Source organism: uncultured Hyphomicrobium sp., from assembly GCF_902826555.1.
Lineage (GTDB): Bacteria > Pseudomonadota > Alphaproteobacteria > Rhizobiales > Hyphomicrobiaceae > Hyphomicrobium_C.
The window spans coordinates 1-24,106 of sequence record NZ_CADEFI010000007.1 but is presented as its reverse complement, the minus strand read 5'-3'; the positions used below and the strand labels follow the sequence as shown (position 1 = coordinate 24,106).

At 63.6% G+C, this 24,106-nt stretch carries 19 protein-coding genes; 10 read left to right on the top strand and 9 right to left on the bottom strand.

Annotation, left to right across the window (positions count from 1 at the left end):
* Positions 1–47 precede the first annotated feature (47 nt).
* The gene (locus QZV93_RS05200) at positions 48–395 is read left to right on the top strand and encodes a metalloregulator ArsR/SmtB family transcription factor (RefSeq protein WP_295556551.1); all 348 of its coding nucleotides are present in this window, start codon (positions 48–50) and stop codon (positions 393–395) included.
* 26 nt (positions 396–421) lie between these two features.
* A complete protein-coding gene (locus tag QZV93_RS05195; protein ID WP_295556549.1) occupies positions 422–892 on the top strand; it encodes an SRPBCC family protein in 471 nt (156 codons plus the stop codon).
* 80 nt (positions 893–972) lie between these two features.
* Here the strand turns inward: QZV93_RS05195 and QZV93_RS05190 are convergent, their stop codons facing one another.
* On the bottom strand, positions 973–3,336 hold the full coding sequence (locus tag QZV93_RS05190) for a TonB-dependent receptor (RefSeq protein WP_295556547.1): 2,364 nt from the start codon (positions 3,334–3,336) through the stop codon (positions 973–975).
* 481 nt (positions 3,337–3,817) lie between these two features.
* Complete coding sequence (locus QZV93_RS05185; protein ID WP_295556545.1) at positions 3,818–6,169, bottom strand: TonB-dependent receptor; 2,352 nt, start codon at positions 6,167–6,169, stop codon at positions 3,818–3,820.
* 337 nt (positions 6,170–6,506) lie between these two features.
* On the opposite strand from QZV93_RS05185, the gene QZV93_RS05180 reads away from it, so the two are divergent.
* The 3 genes from QZV93_RS05180 to QZV93_RS05170 all read left to right on the top strand — a co-directional run bounded on the left by QZV93_RS05180 (position 6,507) and on the right by QZV93_RS05170 (position 9,371).
* On the top strand, positions 6,507–8,111 hold the full coding sequence (locus QZV93_RS05180) for an ATP-binding protein (protein WP_295556543.1): 1,605 nt from the start codon (positions 6,507–6,509) through the stop codon (positions 8,109–8,111).
* Between the two features lie 17 nt (positions 8,112–8,128).
* Complete coding sequence (locus tag QZV93_RS05175; protein ID WP_295556541.1) at positions 8,129–8,737, top strand: response regulator; 609 nt, start codon at positions 8,129–8,131, stop codon at positions 8,735–8,737.
* A gap of 106 nt (positions 8,738–8,843) precedes the next feature.
* Positions 8,844–9,371 (top strand): hypothetical protein, encoded by a 528-nt coding sequence (locus QZV93_RS05170; protein ID WP_295556539.1) that lies wholly within the window; start codon positions 8,844–8,846, stop codon positions 9,369–9,371.
* A gap of 192 nt (positions 9,372–9,563) precedes the next feature.
* Here the strand turns inward: QZV93_RS05170 and QZV93_RS05165 are convergent, their stop codons facing one another.
* On the bottom strand, positions 9,564–10,625 hold the full coding sequence (locus tag QZV93_RS05165) for an ROK family protein (protein WP_295556537.1): 1,062 nt from the start codon (positions 10,623–10,625) through the stop codon (positions 9,564–9,566).
* A gap of 395 nt (positions 10,626–11,020) precedes the next feature.
* Here QZV93_RS05165 and QZV93_RS05160 point away from each other — a divergent pair, with 395 nt between their 5' ends.
* A complete protein-coding gene (locus tag QZV93_RS05160; protein ID WP_295556535.1) occupies positions 11,021–12,265 on the top strand; it encodes an autotransporter outer membrane beta-barrel domain-containing protein in 1,245 nt (414 codons plus the stop codon).
* Positions 12,266–12,268: 3 nt separating this feature from the next.
* Here QZV93_RS05160 and QZV93_RS05155 read toward each other — a convergent pair whose 3' ends face one another.
* Complete coding sequence (locus QZV93_RS05155) at positions 12,269–13,102, bottom strand: matrixin family metalloprotease (RefSeq protein ID WP_295556534.1); 834 nt, start codon at positions 13,100–13,102, stop codon at positions 12,269–12,271.
* A 247-nt stretch (positions 13,103–13,349) separates the two neighbouring features.
* On the opposite strand from QZV93_RS05155, the gene QZV93_RS05150 reads away from it, so the two are divergent.
* Positions 13,350–13,649 carry a hypothetical protein gene (locus QZV93_RS05150; protein WP_295556531.1) on the top strand — a complete coding sequence of 100 codons (300 nt, stop codon included), beginning with the start codon at positions 13,350–13,352 and terminating at the stop codon, positions 13,647–13,649.
* Positions 13,650–13,717: 68 nt separating this feature from the next.
* On the opposite strand, the gene otsB is transcribed toward QZV93_RS05150, so the two are convergent.
* From otsB to QZV93_RS05130, 4 genes are all read right to left on the bottom strand, one after another.
* Complete coding sequence (gene otsB / locus QZV93_RS05145) at positions 13,718–14,530, bottom strand: trehalose-phosphatase (RefSeq protein WP_295556529.1); 813 nt, start codon at positions 14,528–14,530, stop codon at positions 13,718–13,720.
* A gap of 112 nt (positions 14,531–14,642) precedes the next feature.
* The gene (locus QZV93_RS05140; RefSeq protein WP_295556527.1) at positions 14,643–15,794 is read right to left on the bottom strand and encodes a PfkB family carbohydrate kinase; all 1,152 of its coding nucleotides are present in this window, start codon (positions 15,792–15,794) and stop codon (positions 14,643–14,645) included.
* 2 nt (positions 15,795–15,796) lie between these two features.
* Positions 15,797–17,305 (bottom strand): trehalose-6-phosphate synthase, encoded by a 1,509-nt coding sequence (locus tag QZV93_RS05135; RefSeq protein WP_295556526.1) that lies wholly within the window; start codon positions 17,303–17,305, stop codon positions 15,797–15,799.
* An 84-nt stretch (positions 17,306–17,389) separates the two neighbouring features.
* Positions 17,390–19,222, bottom strand: a complete 1,833-nt coding sequence (locus QZV93_RS05130; protein ID WP_295556524.1) for a glycoside hydrolase family 15 protein — start codon at positions 19,220–19,222, stop codon at positions 17,390–17,392.
* Between the two features lie 547 nt (positions 19,223–19,769).
* Between QZV93_RS05130 and QZV93_RS05125 the strand changes: the two genes are divergently transcribed.
* The 3 genes from QZV93_RS05125 to QZV93_RS05115 all read left to right on the top strand — a co-directional run bounded on the left by QZV93_RS05125 (position 19,770) and on the right by QZV93_RS05115 (position 22,679).
* Positions 19,770–20,714 (top strand): dienelactone hydrolase family protein, encoded by a 945-nt coding sequence (locus QZV93_RS05125; RefSeq protein ID WP_295556522.1) that lies wholly within the window; start codon positions 19,770–19,772, stop codon positions 20,712–20,714.
* Positions 20,715–20,869: 155 nt separating this feature from the next.
* Positions 20,870–21,925 (top strand): putative zinc-binding peptidase, encoded by a 1,056-nt coding sequence (locus tag QZV93_RS05120; protein ID WP_295556521.1) that lies wholly within the window; start codon positions 20,870–20,872, stop codon positions 21,923–21,925.
* Positions 21,926–22,133: 208 nt separating this feature from the next.
* Positions 22,134–22,679: a PRC-barrel domain-containing protein gene (locus tag QZV93_RS05115; protein ID WP_295556520.1), complete on the top strand. Its 546-nt coding sequence runs from the start codon at positions 22,134–22,136 to the stop codon at positions 22,677–22,679.
* A 53-nt stretch (positions 22,680–22,732) separates the two neighbouring features.
* On the opposite strand, the gene lpdA is transcribed toward QZV93_RS05115, so the two are convergent.
* Positions 22,733–24,106, bottom strand: a 1,374-nt coding sequence (gene lpdA, locus QZV93_RS05110) for a dihydrolipoyl dehydrogenase (RefSeq protein WP_295556518.1), incomplete at its 5' end; no start/stop codon positions are given.

The window sequence follows — 24,106 nt, the reverse complement described above, 5'->3', positions numbered from 1 at the left end:
GACTAAGTATCTATTGCGTGCGTCGCTGCGTGGTGATACTTAGGCATATGCTTAACCAATCGCATGCCCTCGACCGAATGTTTCACGCTCTCGCCGACCCGAGCCGGCGGCGCGTGGTGGAACAATTGACGCGCGGATCCGCTTCCGTCAGCGAGCTCGCCAAGCCGCTGAGGATGTCGCTTCCTTCGGTGCTGCAGCATCTGCAGATCCTCGAGGAAAGCGGGCTCATTAGATCCGAGAAGGTTGGGCGTGTGAGAACGTGCCGTATCGAGCCGAAGGCGCTGGCACGGGCCGAGCACTGGATCACGCGCCAGCGTGATGTCTGGGAGCAGCGCCTCGACAGGCTCGGAGCCTACCTCGCGGCCGAGGAAGAGAAAGACAAAGGCAACCGCTGATTTGTGGCGTAGCAGAGGAAGCAATCATGACCGAGCGCACGGTGAGACATGACACCTTCACCATCGAGCGGACCTATCCGTCATCGCCCGCCAAAGTCTTCGCCGCTTGGGCCGATCCCGTCGCCAAGCGCACATGGTTTGTCGAAGGCGAGGGCTGGGAGGTCGAGCGCTACGAGCAGGATTTCCGCATCGGCGGACGCGAGCTGAGCGCCTTCCGCTTCAAGGACGGCCCATTGATCAGCAATGAATCGACCTACGTCGATATCGTCCCGGAGCGCCGCATCATCGTGTCCTACACCATGGCGATTGAGGGCAAGATCATGTCGGCCTCCCTCGCCACCGCCGAATTCGAGCCGGCAGGAACCGGAACGCGTCTGATCTTGACCGAGCACGACGCGCATCTCGACGGCATCGACAGGTCGGGCTCCCGCAAAAGCGGGTGCGCCGGACTGCTCGTGCAACTCGGTCGTTATCTAGAAAACGCGAAGGCGGCCTAGCCTCTCGCCGCAAAGAAAACGGTCCCGAAAACCATGGCTGGTTTCCGGGACCGCAGCGTCATCGGGAGAAGGGTTTCTAGTTAGTCGAACTTGTAAGTGAAGCCGCCCATCACCGTCCGGCCGACGCCCGGCTTGAAGCCTTCGGCGATCTCGTAGAGGTAGAACTCGTCCGTCAGGTTCTGGCCGTTGGCCCACAGCGTCAGGCTGTCCGTCACGTTGAGGTTGGCGCGGGCGGACAGCAGCCACTGGCTCGGCACGCCCTGGTCGTTGTCCTCGTTGGTGGTGTAAGCGCCCTTGTGCGTGGCGGTAATGCTTGCATCCCAGAGGTTCTTGTACTCGACGCCGAGCGTCAGGTTGGCGAAGTGCTTGATCGACTCCGGAACCTGGTTCCCGGCGACACTGTCTCCATCCTCGTTGAAGCCGCGTGTGATCTCCGCATCAGCGAAGGTGTAGACGGCTTCGCCGAACAGGTTCCAAGGCCCGCCGGTGAACGGCCGGCTCTCGAGCCGCGCTAGGATCTCAAAGCCATCGATTTCCACCTCGTCGAGGCTCGTATAGACCTGCAGGCCATTGATGAGGAACGCCTCCTTGAATTGATAGTTCTCGATGGTCTGATGGAAATAGGCCATGTCCATGGTAAGGCCGCGAACGGCGCTCGACCTGAGGCCGATCTGGAAGTTCTCGCCGGTCTCCTCTTTCAGAGGGAAGCCGCCGTCCTGGTCGTTCGCATCGCGCACGAGATGCGGCGTCAGCCCTTCGTAATAGCCGCCGTAGATCGTGGTCCGCGGCATTGCTTCCCACGCAAACGAGATGCCCGGCAACACATGATCATGCTTCGATGTGAGCAAGGGCGACCCGGCAACCGGAAGGTTGTCGTCCAGCTTGAGCTGAAAATCGATGTCGTAGTTCTCGAACCTCACGCCGGGCACAACGGTGAATGTCGGGGTGACGTGAATGGCCGTCTGGATGAAAGCGGCGAAGGCCTCCGCGTTGAGCTCGACCATATCGTCGATCGGGCCCCGGTTGCTGAAGTTCAGAACTTGCCCCAACCCGAAGCCGTTGACGCCGACGACATCTGCGCCGCCACGGTTCTTGTTCGTGAAGAACTGATCCTCGTAGCGCACGCCCATCTGGAGGTCGTGCGTCATACCACCGACCAAGGGCAGGTTGGCGAACTCGATCCGCGAATCCACACCGTAGGTTTTGTAGCGCCGGTCGCGGCCTTCCATGAGGATCCCCGCCGGCGTGTTGCCGACGCCGTCCTCTCCCGCGTAGAAGCGAGCGCGCTCAGTGTCCGTCCCGTAGATGCGCGTCGAGAGCGTCGTGTTGCTGTCGATGTATAGGTTGTGAGCGACCTGGAGGCGGTAATGGTCGGCGTTGTAGGTGCTCAAGTCCGTACAGCAGGTGTTCTCAAAAAATCCGTCTGCGGCGCCACGGGTCCTGTTGCGGCCGTAGGCGAAGAACGCCGCCAGCTCCTCGTCGTCGAAGTTGGCCTCGTCGTACTGATCACGCTGGCGGAAATAGCCGCCGGAGATCGTGAGGTCCTGGTTGCTGCCGCGGAAGCCGATTGCTCCGTAGAAATCGTTGTAGCCCAATTCCTCGTCATTCCAGGAACCGCCGTAATCGCCGCCCGAGTAGGAGGCGACGATGCCGACATTGCCGAGGTTCTGGCGCGTGTGCACGTGGCGGAAGTTGTTGATGTCCCTGTCGCTGCCTTCGGTGTAGCCGATGCCGGCCTTGATCACGGTCTCATTGGCACCGAACGGCGACAGATTGCGGAAATTGACGACGCCGTGGTTGTTGAGCGGGCCGTAATTCAGCACCATGCCGCGCATGACCTCGATGCTCTCAAGGCGCTCCGTCGGGGGCGTATAGTGGGTCGACGAGTCGAGGTAGGTCGAGAAGTTGATAGGAATGCCGTCCTCCATGACGAGGACCTTGCGCGAACGCCGCGCTGCCGAGCCACGCATTCCGATGCCGCTGTGGCGACCGGCGCCGTCATCCGGGATCGTCACGACGCCGGGAACACGGGCGAGCGCCTCATGGTTGTTGGCCGGGCGCTGCAGCTCCATGTCTTCGGTCGTGACGCGCGTGCCGGCCGCAGGATAGTTCTGCAGATCGTCGGGCAGCGCCTGCCGCGCATTGACCGGCGAGAGCGGGCCATCGTGGGCGCGCTGAACGGCGCCGCCGCTTCGGGCTGCCCCATAGGGCGAATGATCGGATGCCGGGGTCTCTGTCTCGATCTCGGCAGGCGCCGCCGAGCTGGCGGGCTGGGCCGCGGCCTTTTTCTTCGCTGCGGCCGCAGCTTTCTTCTTCTGCACGACTTCAACCTGGGGAAGAGGCCCGTCCGCAGGCTCCGCCGCCGTCTGTGCTGCGGCTGGCGAGGCGGCGAGCCCCATTGCGCCGGCCATGACCGTAAGTTTCAAGTAGACCTTGAGTGACATCTGCTTCCTCCCCACGCACGCGGCACGCTTGGCCGGCACAACCCATTGTCGTTTTCTCGCTCCCATGCCGTGATCGCCGCCGCCCCGGGCTGCCGCGCGATCCCCCATCGGACTGGAAGAGTTTTGTTATAAAGTTGCCGCATGTTCTCGGTGGCGGTGCGCACCGGCAATTGAGGATGGTTCCATGCGGAGGCATCGCGGAGGGCGAATGCCGCCGTAGAACTACAGAAAAATATAGGAAAATCAGGAACTAAGCCTGAGAATTGGAGGGATTTGATGGCGTTTGAATGCCACACTATCCCGTCACGAAAGGGCATTCGCGGCAGGTGTTCCGCGATGCGCTTGCCGCCAAGGAGTGGTCCAAGCGCACTCCTGCGCGGGTTAGAAGAAACTCCGGGCCGAGGCCGGTGAGCCCGATCATCGGCCCGGAGTGTTTTTCAGTGGGACGTAGGCCCAGAAACGGGTCTTGAGTTTCCGATCGTTAGTCGAACTTCAGCGTGAACCCTCCCATGACCGTGCGGCCGACGCCGGGCTTGATGCCGTCTGAGCGCTCCGAGATGTAGAACTCGTCCGTGAGGTTGTGGCCGGTGGCCCAAAGCGTGAGGTCGTCGGTCAGCTTGAAGTTGGAGCGTGCCGACAGCAGCCACACGTCGGGTACAAGGCCCTCATCCGCGAACGAAGAGTTGAGGCCGTTGGTGTGATAGTCTCCGCGATAGGTCCAGCTCACGCTCGCATCCCAAAGGTCGCGGTAGGACGTGCCGAGCGTCAGGTGCGCGAAGTGCTCGAAGGATTCCGGAACCCGATTGCCGGCGACATTGACGAACGTCACACCGTCGTCGGGCGTATCGACGCCGCGCTCGATCTCCGCATCGATGTAGGTGTAGGTCGCTTCGCCGAAGAAGTTCCAGGGTCCGCGGGTGAACGGCTGACTGTCGAGGCGTCCGTAGATTTCGAAGCCGGTAAGCGTAACCTCGCCGAGCGTTGAGAAAACGCGATCTCCTCCGGCTTCCTGGAACGCCTCCCCGTACTGGTAGTTCTCGATCCGCTTGTGGAACACGCCCGTGTCGAGTGTCACGCCACGGATGGCGGTGGAGCGCACGCCGAGCTCGAAGTTGTCGCCGATTTCCTCTGGAGGCGCCTCGAAGACATCGAGATCGTTGATAGCGTCGCGGACGATATGCGGGGTCAGGCCCCGATGATATCCGCCGTAGATCGTCGTCCTGGGCATGGTCTCCCACGAGAAAGAGATCATCGGCAGAACGTGGTCGTAGCTCGCATCTCCCGCCGCGTCCGGATCGCCGAGGTCGCGATAGCTGATCTCGTAGTTCTCGAAACGCACGCCGGGCGTAACGGTCAGGCGTGGCGTGAGATGGATCGCGGTCTGCGCGAAGGCCGCGAAGGCGTCTGCCTCCAGCTTCTGAGGCGGCTCCGCCGGCGCTCCCCTGGTACCCCACGTGAGCACCTGATTGAGGTCGCCGATGCGGTTCTGGTTGTTGAACCGGTGCTCCTCGTAACGAACGCCGATCTGCACGTCGTGCTTCAGGCCGAAGGTCGTGAGGTTTGCGAACTCGACACGGGAATCGGCTCCGTAGTTGCGATAGTGACGGTCGCGCCCTTCCATCTCGAGGGCACCCACTGCGGCGTTTTCGTTGGGATAGAAGCGCGCCCGCTCATGGTCGTTGCCGAATAGCCGCGTGGAGATGGTCGTATTGTCGTCGATGTAGAGGTTGTGGGCGAGCTGGAAACGGAAATAGTCGGCATTGTAGCTGCTGAGATTATGGCAGCACTGGGCCTCGTTCATCGCTCCAGCCAACGCTGCCGCGGTCTTGCTTCGGCGATAGCGGAAGAAGTCGTCCTGGTCGTCGATATTATCCTCGTCGTAGGTGTCGCGCTGGCGGAAATAGCCGCCGGAGATCGTGAGATCTTGCTTGCTGCCCCTGAAGCCGAGCGCGCCGTAGAAGTCGTTGTAGCCAAGTTCCTCGACATCCCAGGAGCCGCCTGCGTCGGCACCCGAATAAGACGCCACCACGCCGACGTTGCCGAGGTTCTGGCGCGTATGCACGTGGCGGAAGTTGTTGACGTCCATGTCCGAGCCCTCGGTAGTGCCGATGCCGGCCTTGATCACCGTCTCGTTGGCGCCGAACGGCGACAGGTTGCGGAAGTTGATGACGCCGTGGTTGTTGAGCGGGCCGTAATTCACGATCGGTCCCCGGAACACCTCGATGCTTTCGACGCGCTCGATCGGCGGCGTGTAGTGGTTGGACGAGTCGAGATACGTCGAGAAATTGATCGGAACGCCGTCCTCCATGACGAGGACCTTGCGCGAACGGCGTGGAGCTGCGCCGCGAATGCCGATACCGCTGTGGCGCCCGAAGCCGTCGTCGCTGATCGTGGTGACGCCCGGTACGCGCACCAGAGATTCATGAACGGTGGCGGGCCGGAAATCGTCGATCTGCTCGGATGTGATGCGGCTGGCGCCGCCCTGGGCGTTCTGCAGATCGCCTGGGACGAGTGCCTTTGCGTTGGTGGGAGCAAGCGGCCCGTTTTCAGCACGCTCGGATGCCGGGCCGCTGGCGGAGGCGCCGTAAGGGGAGTTGTCCAGGGTCTCGGGTGCGGAAACCGGGGCCGCTTCGGTGGTCGGCGATGCGGCCTTGGCGGCCGGGGCCCGCTTTCTCGTTCCTCCGGACGCGAGCGGTGTCTTCTTCTGGATGACCTCGATCTCTGGCAGCGCGCCCTCGGCTGGCTCTGCGGCGGTTTGAGCGCCCGCAGGTGCGGCCAAGAGACCGACCGCGCCCGCCACCACCGAAATCCTGAGGTACTTACGTCCCGACATTCACTAACCTCCCCGTCAACTGTTGCCGGTAGTCCCGGCAAGCGCAGTCATTATTCCCCTGGCAAATCAGCGTGATTTCAGTCTGATCGGCCGCAGTTTGCGTTGCCTTTCAGTGTCCGGATGAGCGTTTTGATATAAAGTTTCAATTTCTGGACACGAAAAACGGCCTCTTTTATTGAGGGGGCATCGTCGTGATCTCCAGAGCTCGCGGCAATTGAGGATGGCCACGTGCGGTGGCATAGATCGGGAACATGTCCTGAGTAATTGACCGGATGATCCCGGAGGGAACGAGCAGATGTATGAGTGGAGCGAGGAAGCAGCGGCAAGGAACTTGCCAGTGGCAGCCCTGTTCACGCGCTCTCCCCTTGTCATCGGGCTAGCCTACCTGGTCACGTACGCGTTCCTCGATTGGGTGAGCTTCATCAGCCCGATCACACCGGTAGGTGTGACGCCCTGGAATCCTTCGACCGGCCTCAGCTTCGCGCTCGTGCTCCTGCTTGGACGCGCGTACGTGCCGTGGCTTTTCATTGCCCCGATGGTCGTCAACGCGTTTGTTCTCGACCTGCCGATCCCGACCGAGGTGCAGGTTCTCGGTGCCATCATCGTCGGCACCATCTACGGTGCCACCACCATTCTGCTGACGCATCCGCGGATCGGATTCGACCGCACACTCAGCACCAAGCGCTCGCTGATGCTGCTCATCGCCGTCGCGGCGGTGAGCACCGGCATCGTTGCCTTCGCTTATGTCGGCCTGCTCGCCGCCTTCGGGCTCATAACGCCCGACACCTTGATGATGACGATCGCGCACCAATGGATCGGCGACATGATCGGTGTGACCGTCGTCACGCCGTTCCTCCTGATCCTCTTCACGCGCCGGAGTATCCTGGTGCCGTCCCTGGAGCTGCTCGCGCTGGTGCTGGTTCTGATCGCGACGCTTGCTGCTGTCCTCGGCCTTTCGGATACGTTCCGCGTCAAGCAGTTCTATCTGTTCTTTCTGCCGGTCATGTGGACGGCTGTCCGTTTCGGGCTCGAAGGCGTGACCGGCGGCCTCGTGCTGACGCAGGTGGGGCTCATGGCGGCCATGCAGTATGGCGGCGTCGACGTGAGCGACGTCACGGCCTACCAGGCGCTCATGATCGTTCTTGCGCTGACCGGCCTCACCATCGGCGCGGTGGTGAACGAGCAGAGCCGCACCCAGGCCCAGCTGCGTCGGAACCAGGAGGCGCTTGAACGGGCAGCACGCCTCGACACCATGGGCGCCTTTGCCGCCGCGCTGGCTCACGAGATCAACCAGCCCCTGACGGCGATCTCCAACTACACGCGTCTGGCCAAGATGGCCGTAGAGAAGCAGCCCGCCGACACCGAAACCGCCCGCACCGCCGCGGAGCATGCGGTCGCTCAGGTCGATCGCGCGGCAGAGGTCGTGCGTCGCCTGCGCGACTTCATCCAGCTCGGGCGCAACGAGATGGTCCCCCAGTATGCCGGTGATCTGATCCGCGAGGCGATCTCCCACTGCAAGCTCGAGACGCAGGCACGCCACGTTGAGGTTGAAACGCGCTTTACCCGCAACCTGCCTCCGGTCGTCTGCGACGGACTGCAGATTCAACAGGTGCTGATCAACTTGATTCGCAACGCCGCGGAATCCATATCCTCCAGCGGGAGGCCCGATGGCCGTATCGTAGTGGAGGCTGATCTGACGGATTTGGGCCGTGTCATCGTGACCGTGCGCGACAATGGGCCGGGATTCGACCCGGAAATCCTGGCGCGTGCGCTAACGCCGTTTACCACAACCAAGGAAGAAGGCTTGGGATTGGGGCTGGCTCTGGCCCGCTCTACCGCAGAAACACATGGGGGACAGCTCGTAGTCGAAAGCACTGGCGGCGGGGCCGCAGTTTCCTTTACTCTGCCGACAACCGTTCTTCCGTTACCGGTCGAGAAATGATGAAAAAGGACACCGACGTGACCGTAGCTTTGATCGATGACGATTCCGCCGTGCTCCATTCAATGCGGCTGCTGATCGAGAGCCGCGATATCCCTGTTGCCTGCTATGAATCCGCCGAGGCATTTCTCGATGACCTGCCTGGCACCAAGCCATCGTGCGTTGTCGCCGACGTGCGCATGCCGGGCATGACGGGGCTCGAGCTGCAGCGCGAGCTCAAGTATCGCAATCACGAGGCCCCGCTGATCCTCATCAGCGGCCACGCCGACGTCTCGATGGCAGTCGAGGCCTTGAAGGAAGGCGCCTTCGATTTCTTCGAGAAGCCCTACGACGGCGAGCGTCTCGCCACGAGCGTTTGGGACGCGGTGCAGAAGGGGCGTCGCCAGACCACCGAGAACACCGAGCGCATCGACATTGCCGAACGCCTGAAGGCGCTGTCCCCGCGCCAGCGCGAGGTGCTCGAGTTCGTGGCCTCCGGCATGTCCAACAAGCAGATCGCCGCCAAGCTCTCCATCAGCCCGCGCACCGTCGAGACCTATCGCGCGTGGGTCATGGAGCGCATGGGTGCTCAGAACGTTGCCGATCTCGTGCGCAAGGTGAGCGCGTTCCTGCCGAGTGAGCAGAAGTAGCCCGGCGTTTCGTTCGAGATTGATGCATTTGCGAAGCCGCGCAGGGATCCCTTGCGCGGCTTCGTGCCTTGTGCTCCTTGATCCGTAGTCGGAACGGGAGGGGCGCATGTCGCAGTCGAGCGCAAGCGAGAACAAAAGTGCCGGTATGCAAATCCCGCACTGGCTCCGTCTTACTCTCGCGATCGCCGCCGCGCTCGAACTCATCGGCGGATTGAAGGACCTGCCGATCCTGTTCGGAGACACGTCGGAGATACCGGGCCCGGGTCTCAGCGGCTGGATCATCTCCGCCAAGATCGCCCTGCAGCCTGTCTTCGCCGGTCTCGCCCTCGTATTCGCAGCCGGCGGCCGCGTCCGCCTTGCGCTCGTCGCCATGGCCGCCGTCGTGCTCGCCAATTGGATGAGCTACCTGCCGTCGGTCGCGATCCATGGTCTCGAGTTTCAGGGAGACGGAGCGGGCGGTCTCGTCACGCTGTTCGAGATCGTGCTGGCCCCGCTGATGGCTGCTGCGGTGGTCGTGCTGGCATGGCTCGACAGAAGGTTGCCGCTCGCCACGCTGTTGGCGGTCCTTCCCACGGCGATCTCGGTGCTCTTCATCATACTGTTTGCGATAGGCGTCGCGATTTACGGCTTCTGATGACGCCTCTCGACTGTGCGCAAGCACATGGAACTTGGGGACGACAATGCGGGTTCAAGGAGCACAAGCTCGGCCGCATCCGTCAACAACAAGGAGCCAACCATGCGCTATGTGCTTCTGTGGGCCCTCGGGGTCCCCATTTCCGGTCTCATTGTCCTGCATCTGTTCGGCGTGATCTGATCGGACGCGTCATTATTCCTTCTTCGACTTTGTCTCCCGCTTTTGCCGCGTGGTGAAACGCACGTTTCCAAGCCCGGTGCCGATGGTCAGCGCAGCCCAGTGCACATAATCGCGCATCACCGGTAGCTCGCTGAGCCCCTGGACCACGGCGTCGTTGTGCATCACGACGGCCGTCTCGTGTCCGCCGATCTCGGGTATGGCGTCTCGGATCGAGGCGGGAAGATTGAAGCTCTTTGCTTCCCAATTGCCCGGGAGATTTTGTGCCCCGGCCTCGATCGAGCCATCAGGCGTGATGAGGCCGGGGCATCCGATGCCGATCACCGGCGCCAGATTTATTTTTCCCTTGCCCGCGCTCTTGATCAGGTCCTTGAGCATGTCGACCAGCTGATCGACGGCCTCATCGCGTTTCGTCTTCTCGTCGCCGTGACGCCACAGCTCCGATTTCCACACCTTGGCCTTCTCGAGCTTGGTGGACTTCTTGAGATTGAGCTCCACGACGCCGGCGCGAATGTTGGTGCCTCCGATGTCGACGGCGAGGATTCCGTCGAAGCCTTCGAGCGTCCACGACGGCATCAGGTGCGCCGCGCCGATCAGCCCCGCCTCATCGGGGTGATTGCGGATCAGCGCGATATCGATGTTTGTGCCGCCGGCTTTCAGGAGAACTCCGGCGCGTCCGATGGCAAGCTCGCCGACCCGGCTTTCGCGGAACCCGCCCCCGATGACGATCGCCTCCGTGTCGCGCCAGCTCGCCGTCTTCAGGAAGCGCCGGATCACGGCTTCGAGCTCGTTCGCGAAAGCTTCGATGGCGCTGTGAATAAGACCGCCAGCTTCCGGATCTCCGTTCGCGAGCAACTCGTCGAGCTTTTTCTTGCTCACGTCCTCGGTCTTTTCGTCACCGAGCGGATCACCCCCAAGCTTGCGCAGGGGTTCTCGCCACTCCTCCATGATGGCATTGAATGCGCTACGGCTCGCGCGGTCGCCGACGAAGCCTTCGTCGTCGCGGATCTCGAGATTGTAGCTGTCGACTTCGACGCTCGGCAGAAGCTTGGCGCCATGTTCGGTGATGACGGGCAAATCGTGCACCCTCGGTAATTGGAAGCGTTCGGGGAGAAAGCGGCGTTCGGCGGAGCCGGCGGAGGCTAAACGCGCCAAGGGCCCTGAAAGATCGCGCGCCGTGCGAATTATTTCGAACATCGATCAGTCAGCGCGTCGTGTGTCCGCCCCTGAGACAGCGCGCCGCAACCATGCGCGGGGTCATGCTTTGGTCCATTTTCGCCGCCATAGAGCCCATTGATTAGCAAAGGAAATGTGCTTCCAAGGAGGCTGGCCGAACGATGCAGCAAATCGTTCCTTCTCGTGTGCTGCGCGGAGCGGCGTGGTGCACGCTGGTTTTGAGTTCCGCCATTGCAGAAAGATCCGCGGCAGCGACAACAGCGAGCCCCGGCTGCCAGGCTGCAAATCGCGGCGGCATGAACATGGGTGCCTCCGCCGGAGGCAACGCCTCGCGCGAGGCCACGTTCGAAACGGGCGAGCAACTGACGCTCAGCGTGACGACGCAAGGTAAGGCCGCGATCACCGTCGCGGACCAGGATGGCGACACGCAGACGCTTCATTCCGGCCGTGCATCGGCCGTTGTGTTCACGGCTCCGGCGAGCGGCTCGTTCGCTTTCCGCCTCGACGCGGATGCCAGCGCAGATGCCAAGCTCGACGTGCGCTGCTCCACGGCTGCCAAGGCCAATGCGGAACGCGCACTGATCGAGCGCCGCAAGGCGTTCCTGTCCGCCAAGGACCCCGACCGCATCCGCATCGATCGCCCGCGGACCGAGGCCAAGGCCATCGACTCGTTCGTCGCCAATGAAACGGACGGCGCGCCCCCACGCGAGGTCGCTGCCTCGATCAGCTTGTCCGAGCTGGCCGCCGCCATGAATCTCGGGCCCAAGCATCAGCCCAGCATTCTCGATTTCTGGTTCGAGGGGCGATACACGACCTACGACACCGTCGACATGGATGCGCGCCGGAGCGACGGCAATTTCTCCGTCATGTACTTCGGCAGCAAATACATGCTGGGCCCCGACATCATGCTCGGCTACCTGGCCCAGTTCGATCAGGCCGGCGAAGAAAGCCGCTACAGCGGTGATGTCTCCTCCAGCGGCTGGATGGCCGGCCCGTACATGAGCGTCCGCTTCGGTCCCGGCATCGTCTTCGACGGCCGTGCGGCCTGGGGCAAGGCCGAAGGCCTGCCGAACGGCATCATGCTGGGAAGCGCCTCCGCCGATCGCGGTCTGGTAAAAGGCACGCTGCGCGGCACGCGACAGATCGGCGGATGGACCGTCGCGCCGAGCGTCGGCTTGAGCTACGTCGAGGACACGCCGGCTGACACGGGGTTCGGTGTTTCGGAAGCGCAGCCTGCCGGCACCGGTCGCCTCGACGTATTGCCGGAGGTGAAGCGGCGGTTTGATCTCGACAGCGGCACTTACGTCGAGCCGCGTGTCGCCGCCGGCGGGTTTCTCTCATTCGACGACATGTCCCGCCTGGGGCCGGGAGGCCTCGCGGCAGCCGTGCCGGATCTGCACTGGAAGGCCGAGGCCGGTATGGCCTACGGCATCAAGGATGGCATGAACCTGGAGGCTACGGGCGGTGTCGAGACGGGAGGCGAGGCAGCCAAGGACGCCTGGTCCGGCAAGCTGCAGCTCAAGGTCCCGCTCAGCAAATAACCGTCAGCGGCTCGCGCTCGTGGATCCGGGCTCTCCGAGACCGAACGCCCGGTCCGTCGACGAACGCGCCGCGCCCACCCCACGCGCCGACGATGCCGCCACCGTGGGCGTTGTGGGCTCCGGCGCGGGAGAAGCGCCGCGCGACCCGTAGAGCGCCGCTGCACCGGCCGCATCTCCAGGCTGCAACCCGCGCCCCTTCTCGACATAGCGGAAGCTCATGAGCTGGCCGTCGGGGCTCGGGTGGTCCAGGCCGATGGCATGCCCGATCTCGTGCGTGACCGTGAATCGGACGTCGTAGACATCGAGATTGCCGTCGAAGCCGATTTTCCACGGCCGTTGCGGGTTGAGACAGATCAGCGATTGACGGATCACGCCCATCGCTTTGGCCGGCACGTCGGCCGCGGCATCGCGCAGCGCCACATTCGTGAAAGCCCGACCCCGCGCCTTGGCGTCCGCGCCGATCAAAATCCCGGCGTCGGCGATCGAGGACGTTTCGACGAAGGAGATGTTGGCCGCCTGCTCCCATGCGGAGAATGCAGCGCGCACCTCACGCTGAAAATCTGCGAGAGAGATCCTCGAAGGCTTCAAGGCGGCCTCGGGCGGCAGCATCGCGTCGCAGTTGCGCGCGCCGGGAAATTTCCGAGCGCTGGTCAGGAACGCGTAGCGGATCGTCGCGGGCATCCCATGCGCTGGGATTGCCCAGCGGACATGACGTCCACCGAGCTCCAGTAGGCGAAACGGAGGATCGGCACGCGGCACAGGCTCGTCTGCGCGCGACGCCGTCGCGGCAGAAGCGATCGCCAGCGCAAGACAGGCGGCCGGAACGAAATCCCTCAACAGATCCCCTGCTCCCAAAACACCATCGCGCGAGATGAACGACGGATGAACCGAGCGGCGCGCGGATGAACGCCAAATGAATGCAAAGTGTCTACGGCGCGGAATGCGTGCGGTCAATAATCACGAAGGCGCATCACGCCGCCACATATGTGGTTTTTGCGCCTTAATCCACGTTCAACTGTTGGAACCTCGCTATCGAGCACTACGTTACTTTCCAGATCACGCGTCATGAAATTGGAGAGCAAAAATGAACGTAGTCAAAGCAACGATCCTCGCGGCCACGATGGCCGCAGCGTCGTTGAGCCTGGGAGCCACTGCCAACGCGGCCCCGATGGGATCGGCCGCAAAGGCCGTGAGCCAGTCTGAGCACGCAGGCGCTCAGCAGGTTCATTATCGCAAGTACAAGCGCAGTCATCGTCACTACGACCGCAGGAAATGGCGCCATCGCCACGGCTACTATCGCGGCTATCGTCCGGGGTTCTCGCTCTACATCGGACCTCGCTATGGTCACCGCTATGATCGCTACGACCGCCGCTATTGGCGCTAACCCGTCATAGCGCGACCGGTGAGAGAGAGCCCGCTCGAAAGATGCGGGCTCTTTTTTGTCTCAGCGCACTACGGCTGGGCCCGCGGTCTCTCGATCCGTGTCAGCCGCCGTGCGAGTTGATCGAGCCAATTGACCACCGCCCCCGGCCCCGCGAAGTCGGCTTCGTCCTCGTCGTAGTGTTCCCCGGCAACCCGGAGCGCGAATCCGTTGCGGCTTTCCGCGACCGCAAATGCCGCTTCGTCGCCGATGTCGTCTCCAATCATGATCGGTATCCGATCGCGAAACTGCGGCAACGCGGAGAGCGCCGCGAGCCCGGTGCCCTTTGAAAGTCCCGATGGAACGATCTCGAACAGGCGCTTGCCCGGCAGAATTTCGAACGCACCCGCGTGGGCCTCCAGCGAGGCTTCGAGCGCGACCAGGATCTCCTGTTGCGCCGTTGGCACAAGCCGATAGTGGACGGCGAGCCCCGCGCCTTTTGGTTCGGTGATCACGCCAGGAATGGAAAGCGCGAGTTTGCGCATGGATTGCACGACGTCCGGGGGCAGAGCGGCCGTCACCCGCTCGATCTCCCGCTCGGGCGCGCGACGCAGCTCCGTGCCGTGCACGCCCGAAGCGACAAGCTTGAGCGGCGCCAGCAGTTGGTCGATCTCGGAGATGAGGCGCCCGGAAATGACGGCGATGGCGCCGTCGAGCCCCACCGTGAGGCGCTGCAGGATCCCGATCAGCCCATCCGGAACGCGCACGCTCCTGGGCGTTGCGGCAAGATCGAGCAGCGTCCCGTCCACATCCAGGAAAAGCGCGCACGAGCGGCGATTTGCGAGGATCGACGACGTGCACGCGCTGAGGCGCTGGCTGAACTGTGGAATCCTCTCGGGCGTCATCGTGTGTGCGGGCCTTCCATGGCGTTTGGGTGTTGCGGCGGGCACAGTGGCCTCTGGCTCAGCGGTGCCAAGTGATATCGGAACGTGTCGTCGATATGGCCGCAATGCGCGCTCACAGCGGCCATTCCATCACGTTTGGTGTCGATTTCTTGCTGTCGAGCAAGGCGTCGATCTCCGATCGTCGCATGAGACCCGATTGCGTGTCGACGTAGCCGAGCACCGCACCCGCGTTCAGCGTCGCTGCGAGTAGCGCCGTATCTGGCGCTTCGCCTGCGGCGAGATAGCCGGAAAACGTCGAGACGAACGCGTCGCCTGCGCCGGCCGTGCCGGCCACGTGGGCCTGATGCGCTGGGCTGTAGAGAAGCCGGTCGCGGGTCGCCACGAAGGCGCCGTCACGCCCGTCGGTCAGCACGACGGTTCCGACGCCGGCAGAAATGAGCGCACGGCAAAACGCTCGCACGCTCATCTTCCGGCTTTCGAACTTGAGACCGCGCACGGCGAGCGGCGGCAGTGTCTCTCCGCCGCCGTCGAGCCCCGGATCGTCCTGTGCCGTCCCGGCGTCGAGCAGGGCGATCACCTCGTCGGCCTCGCGTCTGTTGAGCGCCAGAATGTCGATTTTGCGGAGCAGGGCGCGGAAGGCGGAACCGTGTCCATGCAGTTGCCGGATGCCGGGATTGGCGACAACGCGCGCGCCCGCGGACTTTGCCTTCGCGACGATATCGGGAAAGCACGCGGCGGCTTCGTTCGAAAGGTTGGCGATGTAGACGAGATCGACGTCGAACGCGCCGTCGTCGAGGTCCGCAGGCCGAAGCAGCGTGTTCGCGCCGCGGAAGGTGAAAACCGCGGCGTTGCGCTCATGCGAGGAGACGAGCACGGAAGCCCCGGTCGGGGCGTGGGAATCCCGGAGCGCCCAGCGATGCGAGATCCCCTCCGCGTCGAGCGCGGCGAGGATCTGATCGGCACGCCGGTCGGCGCCGATCTTGATCAGCACCGATGCGGAATGGCCGAGGCGGGCGAATGCAACGGCGGCATTGATGGCTCCTCCGCCGCAATGCGTCGACACTTCGAGTGCTTCCGTCTTGCGACCCTCCTCGAGCAGCAGAAACGACGATTCCGCATTGAGAAGAAGCATGCGCTCGATGGCGGCGCTCTCGATGATGGCGATCGTGTCGATCATGGCGCCGCCAACCGTCAACACTCTCAAGCCGGACCGCGCGTCGGTGCGGACGGGATCGGAGCGTATTTCTTTTTTGGCTGCGCTCATGTTCAGTTGCCTGCGCGCGTTTGCCCTCCGGCTTTCCGCGCCTCTTTCCCGAGTTTGAGGGCGACCGGCGCCAGCGGTGTCCGCGCCAGCCGCGCCATGGAGGCCCGCATCGAAGTTGTCAAGGGCGCGACGTCGCGCGAGCGCTCCTTTGCTGCGGCCTCGAGCGTAGCCAGGAACGACGCCGACCACGCCGCGCTGTCGTGAGCCCGAATGACGCTCATCAGTCGTGTGTAACGCTCGATGCGCTCGTCCTTCTCCATGACGAGCGCCGTCTTGATGGCATCGGCCATTTCCTCGACGTTGTAAGGATTGACGATCAGCGCATCGACGAGCTGCTCCGCGGCGCCTGCAAACCGCGACAGGATCGGCACGCCTGGATCGTCGGGATCCTGCGAGGCCACATATTCCTTGCAGACGAGGTTCATTCCGTCCCGCAAGGGTGTGAAGAACCCGATACGCGACGACCGGTAGATGTCTCGCAGCCGGTCGCGCGGAGCCGAGCGGTAGATGTAGTGGATCGGCACCCAGTCGAGCTCGCCGAACATGCCGTTGATCTTTCCGGAAAGCGCCTCGAGCTGCTTGCGGATATCGGTATAGGCTTCCACGCTCTCCCGTGTCGGCGGCGCGATCTGCGACAGAACCACGTTGCGTCGGTATTCGGGATACTTCTCGAGGAAGCGCCCGAAGGCGCGGAACTTCTGCGGCAAGCCCTTCGAATAGTCGAGCCGGTCGACGCCGATGATCCGTTGCGCCCCGGCGATTGGCTGCGCGTGCGGCTTCTCGGTCGAAACGCGCGTAAAGCTGTCGGGATCGATGCCGACGGGAAAGCTCTCGACCGCCAGGCGATGATCGAACGCGGAAATGCGGCCGTCCTGCAAAATGCGACCCGCCACGCTGTCCTCGAGAAACTGTATGAGGTTGGCCACGTCCGCCTGCGTTTGCAGGCCGATCAGGTCATAGGCGGTGAGGGCACGCGCAAGCGCGCGATGTTCCGGGACGGCCAGAAAAGTCTGAGACGGCGGCACGGGAATGTGCAGGTAGAAGCCCATGGGGTTCTTCACGCCCGCGCGCCTGAGCTCGGCGCCGAGCGGGATCAGATGGTAGTCGTGAATCCAGATGATGTCATCGGGCTTGAGGAGTGCCTGCAGCGCCCGCGCGAACCGCTCGTTGACCCTCATGTAGCGCGGATAGAAGCCGGCGTCGAAACGCGCAAGATCGAGCCGGTTGTGGAAGACCGGCCAGAGGACGGAATTGGAGTAGCCGAGATAGTAGTCCCGGTGCTCGTCCGATGTGAGCGGCAGAGTAGCGAGCGCGCTTCCCCCGACGGACTTGGCGATTTTTACGCCCGGCGGCTCGGAGGCATCGTTGTCGTCGACGATCTTTCCGTTCCAGCCGAACCAAAGGCCCGGGCGCTCACGAAAGAGATCGGCGATTGCAACAGCAACGCCGCCCGCCTGCGCGGCTTTGCGCAGCTCAGTCACACGATTGGAAACGACGACGATACGTCGCAAAATATAGGCCTCCGCGCAGCCGAAATCCTCTGGGCACGGCGAAACGTACTCGCCGAGCGCCGAGGTTCCTATTCGTAGTGTTACTTAAACACCTGACGAAGCACCGGGTTCCGGCGCAGGGGAATGCGGCCAGGCTTCGGTCCAGTTGCGCGATAGGTTCATGCAGGAGTTGACCACGCCGGCCATCGAGTAGGTTTGCGGAAGGTTCCCCCACAGTTGGCCCGTCGTGGGATGGATATCCTCCGAAAGAATGCCGAATGCGTTGCGGCGCGAAAGCAGGTCGCTCAGCATCTCGCGCGCTTGTGTCACCCGGCCGGCGGCTGTGAGCGCGTCGATGTACCAGAACTGGCAGGCGAGGAACGATGTCTCGGGAGAACCGAAATCGTCATTGGCATAACGCAGCATGAAGCCGTTGCGGCCAAGCTCGCGCCCGACGGTGTCGAGGGTCTTCAGAAAGCGCGGGTCGCTCGCAGGCAGCAGGCCGAGCTCGGGCAGCAGAAGGACGCTCGCGTCGAGCTCGTCGGCGTCGAGTGCGCCGGCGATCGCGCCGGCCTTGTCGCTCCAGGCGCGCGACAGGATCTCCTTGCGCACCGCGTCAGCGCTCTGTCTCCATTGCGCCGCATCCTCCGCAAGTCCGAGAAGCTGGGCAATGCGCGCCAGCCGGTCGAGCGACACCCAGCACATCGTCGCCGAATGCGTATGAATGCGCAGCCGTCCGCGGTATTCCCAGATGCCGGCGTCAGGCTCGCGGAAGAAGCGCAACGCGTGATGGCCCAGAAATTCGAGCCTCCGGTAGAGCGCTTCATCGCCCATCCGCGGCAGTCGCTGATCGATGAACATTTGCGACACGCCGAGAATGATGCTGCCATAGGAGTCGTGCTGCAGCTGCTCGGCCGCCTGATTCCCGATCCGCACCGGGCCCATGCCGAGAAAGCCCGGCAAATGGCTGGCAACAGTCTCCTCGAGCGGCTGGTCGTGCACGATGCCGTACACCGGCCTCAGCGCTCCTTTGGAGCCGAGGGCGATGGTGGCGATGTAATCGAGATAGGCCTCCATCGTCTGCGTCGCCCCGAGCCTGTTGAGCGCCATCACGACGAAATAGGCATCTCTCAGCCAGCAATAGCGATAGTCCCACGTGCGCTGCGTATGCGGGGCCTCGGGAATGGAGGTCGTATGCGCGGCGACGATGGCGCCCGTCTCGTCGAAAGTGCAGAGCTGGAGCGTGATGGCGGCACGGATCACATCGGTTTGCCAGTCGAGCGGAACGGCAAGTCCGCGCACCCAGCCCATCCAGTAATCGCGCGTCCGTTCGAGCGCCTCGCGCGAGACCGTGTCGGGGGCCGCCTCGAGCGATTCGTCCGGACCCAGAACGAGCGTCACCGGACGCGAAAGCGCGAACGAAGTCTCGTGCATGATGTAGGAGAGCGGCGCATCGGTTGTGAGCCGTAGCGTGAGATCGCCGCCGCTGTAGCGGATATGGTTCGAACCCACCACCTGCGCCGGCCGCGGTTGCCCGTAGCTGAACGTCGGCCGCACGCGGATCTTGATCCGCGGCAGACCGATCGGCTCGATGCGGCGGATGATCTGCGCCGGATGCAGCATCCGTTCGAAGCGTGGATAGCGCGGCGCGAAATCGATGATGCGAACGCCGTTGCCGCTGCCGTCCTCGATCGTCGTCTCGATGATGGCCGTATTGCGGAGATAGCCGGAGTGCGATCGAACGGCCCCTTCGACGAGCACGTCAGCAAAGCCCTTCTCCTCATCACCCGCAAGCAGCCGCGAGAAGACCGGGTCACCGTCGAAACGCGGGAAGCACCACCAGACGATGCGGGCGGAGCGGTCGAGCAGCGCCGCGATGCGACCGTTGCCGATGACGGCGAAGTCGAGCGGTTGCTGGGCGCGTTGGTCGGCGGGCATGGAAGCCTGATCGAGTGATTGCAGTGGCAGTGTCAAATGCGGTTGCTCCCTCGAAGTGCAGTATCACCAACACCGGTTCGGCCACGGCGCCGTTGGCCGGCTCGAATCGGCACGGTGTCAAATCTGGCCCGACCGGGTCTTGGCGAGCAGCGGAGCTGTGGCCGGAATCGGCCCATAAACAGAAAAATGCGCCCTGGGCGCGGCGTGGAGAGAGGCAATGTGCGAAGCACACAGCTTTTTCATTGATTCAACTCCACTTATCGATTTGAAATAAGGGGGCTCCGGAGGAGCACGCCGCACGTCAACGCGCGGCGGGGATGGGGGTTCCGAGGCGGGCGACCGTTCAGGAACAGGACGAGACGGACGGGGGCGCTGCAAATTGGCGATCCGTGGAACGTTGTGCTCGATAGCCGTGCCAGCACGGGTGTGCGCGGTTTCTCTGGCCTGTGCGGGGCTCGCGTTGGCCGCCGCAGCGTGGTCCCTTCCTGCGCGCGCCGAACCGATGGCCTCGGAGCAGGCGTCTCCACGGACGGCACCTGAAGACAGCATGCCTCTCTATGGCCCGTTCGGCCCCGAAGGCCCGCGCCTGCGCGAGCAGTTCTGGATCCTGCCGAGCGCGGATCACGACTATCCGCTGCGCGCGACGGTGTTCCGCCCGGCGGATGCGCCGGGCGCCGCAGGCGAGCACGCGCGGCGCCCTCTCGTCGTCATCAACCACGGCACGTCCGACGCAACGCGCCTCGCCGTCGCCATGCCGATCTACTATTGGCTGTCGCGCTGGTTCGTCGAGCGCGGCTATGTGGTGGTTCTGCCGCAACGCCGCGGGCACGGCGCCACCGGTGGCCCCATGGCGGAGTCGATCGGAAGCTGCGTCGACCCGGATCACTATCGCTCCGGTCTGGCCGCCGCGGACGACATCGAGGGGACAGTGAACTACATGTCCACCCAGCCGTTCGTGGCTCCGGGTGAAACGGTTGTGGTCGGCATTTCGTCCGGCGGCTGGGCATCCCTCGCGCTTGCCTCGCGCAATCCTGGAAATGTGCGCGCCGTCATCAATATCGCGGGCGGGCGCGGCGGGCGGCCATTCGGCATGCGAACCGGTGCGGTCTGCGGAGAGGATCGCTTGGTGGAAGCGGCGCGCACGTTCGGTCACACCGCGCGTGTGCCGACCTTGTGGCTCTATGCAGGCAACGACAGCTATTTCCGTCCTGACCTAGCCCGCACCATGGCTTCGGCCTGGCAGGCGGCCGGAGGCCAGGTCGACCTTCATGTATTTCCAGCCTACGGCGCGGACGGGCACAATCTGGCGGACGATCGCGCCGGATGGGATGTCTGGGGCGACGCTGTCGACGGTTTCCTGGCGGAAAGGCACAAGGCGCCGATTGCGGCCCTGGACTCCGCCCCGCCGGTCGATCCCGGACCGGAACCTGCCGCGACAGCCGCGCCGTTGGCCGCAGCCGTATCCTCGGACGGCGACATGCAGGCGCCGTGACTGCATGCGCAGCCACGGTGGCCCTGGAACCTTGAGTGGACACCCCTCGTTGTGGTTCGCTGGTATCTCGGTCGTGGAGATGCAAGGTTTAGCGGCGCCCATTCGCTGAATGCAGGGTGAAGCGGTCCATCTCGCTTCGCCCTTGGAGTTGATGCATGAAGATTTTCTCCTGCTCGTCTTGCCAGTCTCGCGTCTATTTCCCGAACAGCGTGTGTCTCTCCTGCGGTCACGGTCTGGGCTTCGATGCCGATACGTTGACTATCGTCGCGCTCGAGCCCGCGGGCGAGGATGGTCTCTATCGCAAGGTCAGCATCAGAAACGACAAGGACGCGCCGGGCGACGTTCGGTACTGCGAGAATGCCGTACACGGCGTCTGCAACTGGCTGGTTCCGGATAGCGGGGATGCCACGCTATGCAAAGCGTGCGCGTGCAATCGGACGATCCCGAATCTCTCCGAGGTGGGCCGTCTCGAGGCTTGGCGCGAGGTCGAGCAGGCGAAGAAGCGTCTCGCCTATTCGCTGTTGAGGTTCGGCTTGCCGCTCGATGGCGGGCCGCAGGGAGCGCCACCGCTGACGTTCGACTTTGTCGCCGAAGCCGTCACGGGGCACGAGAACGGCGTCATCACGCTCGACGTGCTGGAAGCCGATTCCGTAGAGCGCGAGCGTCGCCGCCAACTTTTCGACGAACCTTATCGCTCACTCCTCGGCCATCTTCGCCATGAGATCGGGCACTATTATTGGATGCTTCTCGTGGAACGCGGCGGCGCCATCGAGGACTACCGCTCCATTTTCGGCGACGAGCGCCAGGACTATCAAGGAGCGCTCGCGGCCTACTATGCCAACGGCGCCGCCCCGAATTGGGCGGAAAGCTACGTTTCGGCCTACGCAAGCGCCCATCCGTGGGAAGACTGGGCAGAAACGTGGGCGCACTACATGCATATGGTCGATGCCGTAGAAACAGCCGAGGCATTGGGCATGGAGCCGCGTGCCGCCGGTCTGCTGTTCGGCGCCACCTGGCCGTTCAAGAAGTACGATGTCTATCGGCAGGAGAGCTTCGAGTCGCTCATGGAGCGTTGGGTTCCTCTCGCACTGGCGCTCAACAGTCTGAGCCGAAGCTTTGGTCATCGGGATTTTTATCCGGTCGTCATCTCGAACGTTGCACGCGAAAAGCTTGCTTTCGTGCATCGCCTCGTGCGCGCAGGCGCACACTAGGAGAAGTGCGCGCAGGCGCACACTAGGAGAAGCGCGCGCAAGGCGCCCACTGAGGAACCAACATCGCTGTCCCGCGTTTGATCGGCACGCAGGCAAAACGCCCGCTGCTACGCACCGTTGTTGTGCGTGCACCGTACTTCGAGCGTCCCTCCGCCTCACGTGGCGAAGCCGCTGCGAAGCAATCCCAACAGTCAAGGGAGATGATCCGATGAAATCCAAGCTGCTGTCCGCAGTTGCAATGCCGGCCCTTCTGGCGATCGGCGCCGCCACGGCCTTCGCCCAGGAAGCCCCGCAGTCACCGTCGCCTTCGCCGTCCGCTCCTGCGGAGAATATGCCGTCGACGAGCCCGAGCCCTGCGCCGGCTCCGTCGGCCGAGCCGTCTGCAGTCGCTCCGGCGCCGACTGCTGAGGCGCCGTCCGCTACGACGACGGCCGGAACGTTCTCGTCCAACCAGGCCGCGGACGAATGGCGCTCGACGAAACTCGTCGGCCTCGGCGTCTACAACCAGGCCAATGAGAAGGTTGGCGATGTCAACGATCTCATTCTTGGACCCGACGGCAAGATTTCGAACGCCGTCATCGGCGTTGGCGGCTTCCTCGGCATGGGTGAAAAGCTGGTCGCGGTTGCGTTCAGCGATCTTCAGCTGAACCGCGACGCGGATGGCACCATGCGTGTGACAATCAACAGCACGAAGGAGGCGCTCGAGAGCGCGCCGGACTTCAAGTACTTCACGGACACTAAGAAGGCCGAGTAACGCCTTCAGCGCCTCGTCAGGTGCACGGGGGAGCGAGCGATCGCTCCCCTATTTTATTTGCGCTTTGCCGGAGGTAGATCTGTAGCGGTCCCCTCCGCCACCTCGGCGGCCATGCCGATGGATTCCGAAACCGTCGGATGCGGATGGATGGTCTTGCCGATGTCGACGGCATCGGCGCCCATCTCGATCGCAAGCGCGACTTCGCTGATGAGGTCGCCCGCGTGGGCGCCGACGATTCCGCCGCCGATCACTCTTTTGCTCTCTTTGTCGAACAGCAGTTTCGTAAACCCTTCTTCGCGCGCCATGGCGATCGCTCGCCCCGAGGCGGCCCAGGAAAACACCGCCTTCTCGAAACTCGCGCCCTCGGCCTTGAGCTCGTCCTCGGTGCGTCCGACCCAGGCGATCTCGGGATCGGTGTAGGCAACGGACGGGATCACGCGGGCATCAAATGACGAGGGCTTCCCCGCTGCGACCTCGGCTGCCACGTGCCCCTCGTGCACGGCCTTGTGCGCCAGCAGCGGCGGCTGCGCGATGTCGCCGATGGCGAAGATGTGGGGGACGTTGGTGCGCATCTGCCGGTCGACCGGCACGAACCCTTTGTCGTCGATCGCGAGGCCCGCCCGGTCGGCGCCGATCGCTTTCCCGTTGGGTCTGCGCCCGATGGCGACCAGCACCAAGTCGTAGGGCAGCGCACTCTCCGGCGCCGCCTCGCCTTCGAAGCGGACATGAATTCCGTCGCGCTTGGCGTTCGCCCCCACAGTCTTGGTCTTCAGCATGACGCGGTTGAAGCGCGACGCGTTATGCTTCTGCCACACGCGCACGAGGTCGCGGTCGGCGCCGACCATCAGCCCGTCCAGCATCTCGACCACGTCGATCTTGCTTCCGAGCGCCGCGTAGACGGTCGCCATCTCGAGCCCGATGATGCCGCCGCCGATGACGAGCATCCGCTTCGGGATCGAGGGAAGCTCGAGCGCCCCGGTGGAGCTGACGATACGCGGATCGTCGGGCAGGAACGATAGAGAAACGGCCTCCGAACCCGCGGCGATGATCGCGTGTTTGAATTGAACGACGGCCGTTCCGCCTTTCGCCAGCGCGACCTCGAACGAATGCGGATCGCGAAAGGCGCCTCTCCCGTGCACGACGTCGACCTTCCGCATCTTCGCCATGCCGGCGAGCCCGTTCGTGAGCTTGCCGACCACGGCATTCTTGTGCGCGCGCAGCGTGTCGAGATCGACCCGCGGCGCCCCGAAGGCGACGCCGTACTGAGCGAAATGGTTTGCCTCCGTGATCAGCGAGGCGACATGCAGCAGCGCTTTCGACGGAATGCAGCCCACATTGAGGCAAACGCCGCCGAGCGTTGCATCGCGCTCGATCAGGACCGTCTTGAGGCCGAGATCGGCGGCGCGGAACGCGGCCGAATAGCCGCC

What these genes read in the sequence shown, in the direction of transcription:
- QZV93_RS05200 (WP_295556551.1), top strand. Translation starts at nt 48, where the DNA reads ATGCTTAACCAATCGCATGCCCTCGACCGAATGTTTCACGCTCTCGCC.
- QZV93_RS05195 (WP_295556549.1), top strand. Translation starts at nt 422, where the DNA reads ATGACCGAGCGCACGGTGAGACATGACACCTTCACCATCGAGCGGACC.
- QZV93_RS05190 (WP_295556547.1), bottom strand. Translation starts at nt 3,336, where the DNA reads ATGTCACTCAAGGTCTACTTGAAACTTACGGTCATGGCCGGCGCAATG.
- QZV93_RS05185 (WP_295556545.1), bottom strand. Translation starts at nt 6,169, where the DNA reads ATGTCGGGACGTAAGTACCTCAGGATTTCGGTGGTGGCGGGCGCGGTC.
- QZV93_RS05170 (WP_295556539.1), top strand. Translation starts at nt 8,844, where the DNA reads ATGTCGCAGTCGAGCGCAAGCGAGAACAAAAGTGCCGGTATGCAAATC.
- QZV93_RS05160 (WP_295556535.1), top strand. Translation starts at nt 11,021, where the DNA reads ATGAACATGGGTGCCTCCGCCGGAGGCAACGCCTCGCGCGAGGCCACG.
- QZV93_RS05150 (WP_295556531.1), top strand. Translation starts at nt 13,350, where the DNA reads ATGAACGTAGTCAAAGCAACGATCCTCGCGGCCACGATGGCCGCAGCG.
- otsB (WP_295556529.1), bottom strand. Translation starts at nt 14,530, where the DNA reads ATGACGCCCGAGAGGATTCCACAGTTCAGCCAGCGCCTCAGCGCGTGC.
- QZV93_RS05140 (WP_295556527.1), bottom strand. Translation starts at nt 15,794, where the DNA reads ATGAGCGCAGCCAAAAAAGAAATACGCTCCGATCCCGTCCGCACCGAC.
- QZV93_RS05130 (WP_295556524.1), bottom strand. Translation starts at nt 19,222, where the DNA reads ATGCCCGCCGACCAACGCGCCCAGCAACCGCTCGACTTCGCCGTCATC.
- QZV93_RS05125 (WP_295556522.1), top strand. Translation starts at nt 19,770, where the DNA reads ATGCCTCTCTATGGCCCGTTCGGCCCCGAAGGCCCGCGCCTGCGCGAG.
- QZV93_RS05120 (WP_295556521.1), top strand. Translation starts at nt 20,870, where the DNA reads ATGAAGATTTTCTCCTGCTCGTCTTGCCAGTCTCGCGTCTATTTCCCG.
- QZV93_RS05115 (WP_295556520.1), top strand. Translation starts at nt 22,134, where the DNA reads ATGAAATCCAAGCTGCTGTCCGCAGTTGCAATGCCGGCCCTTCTGGCG.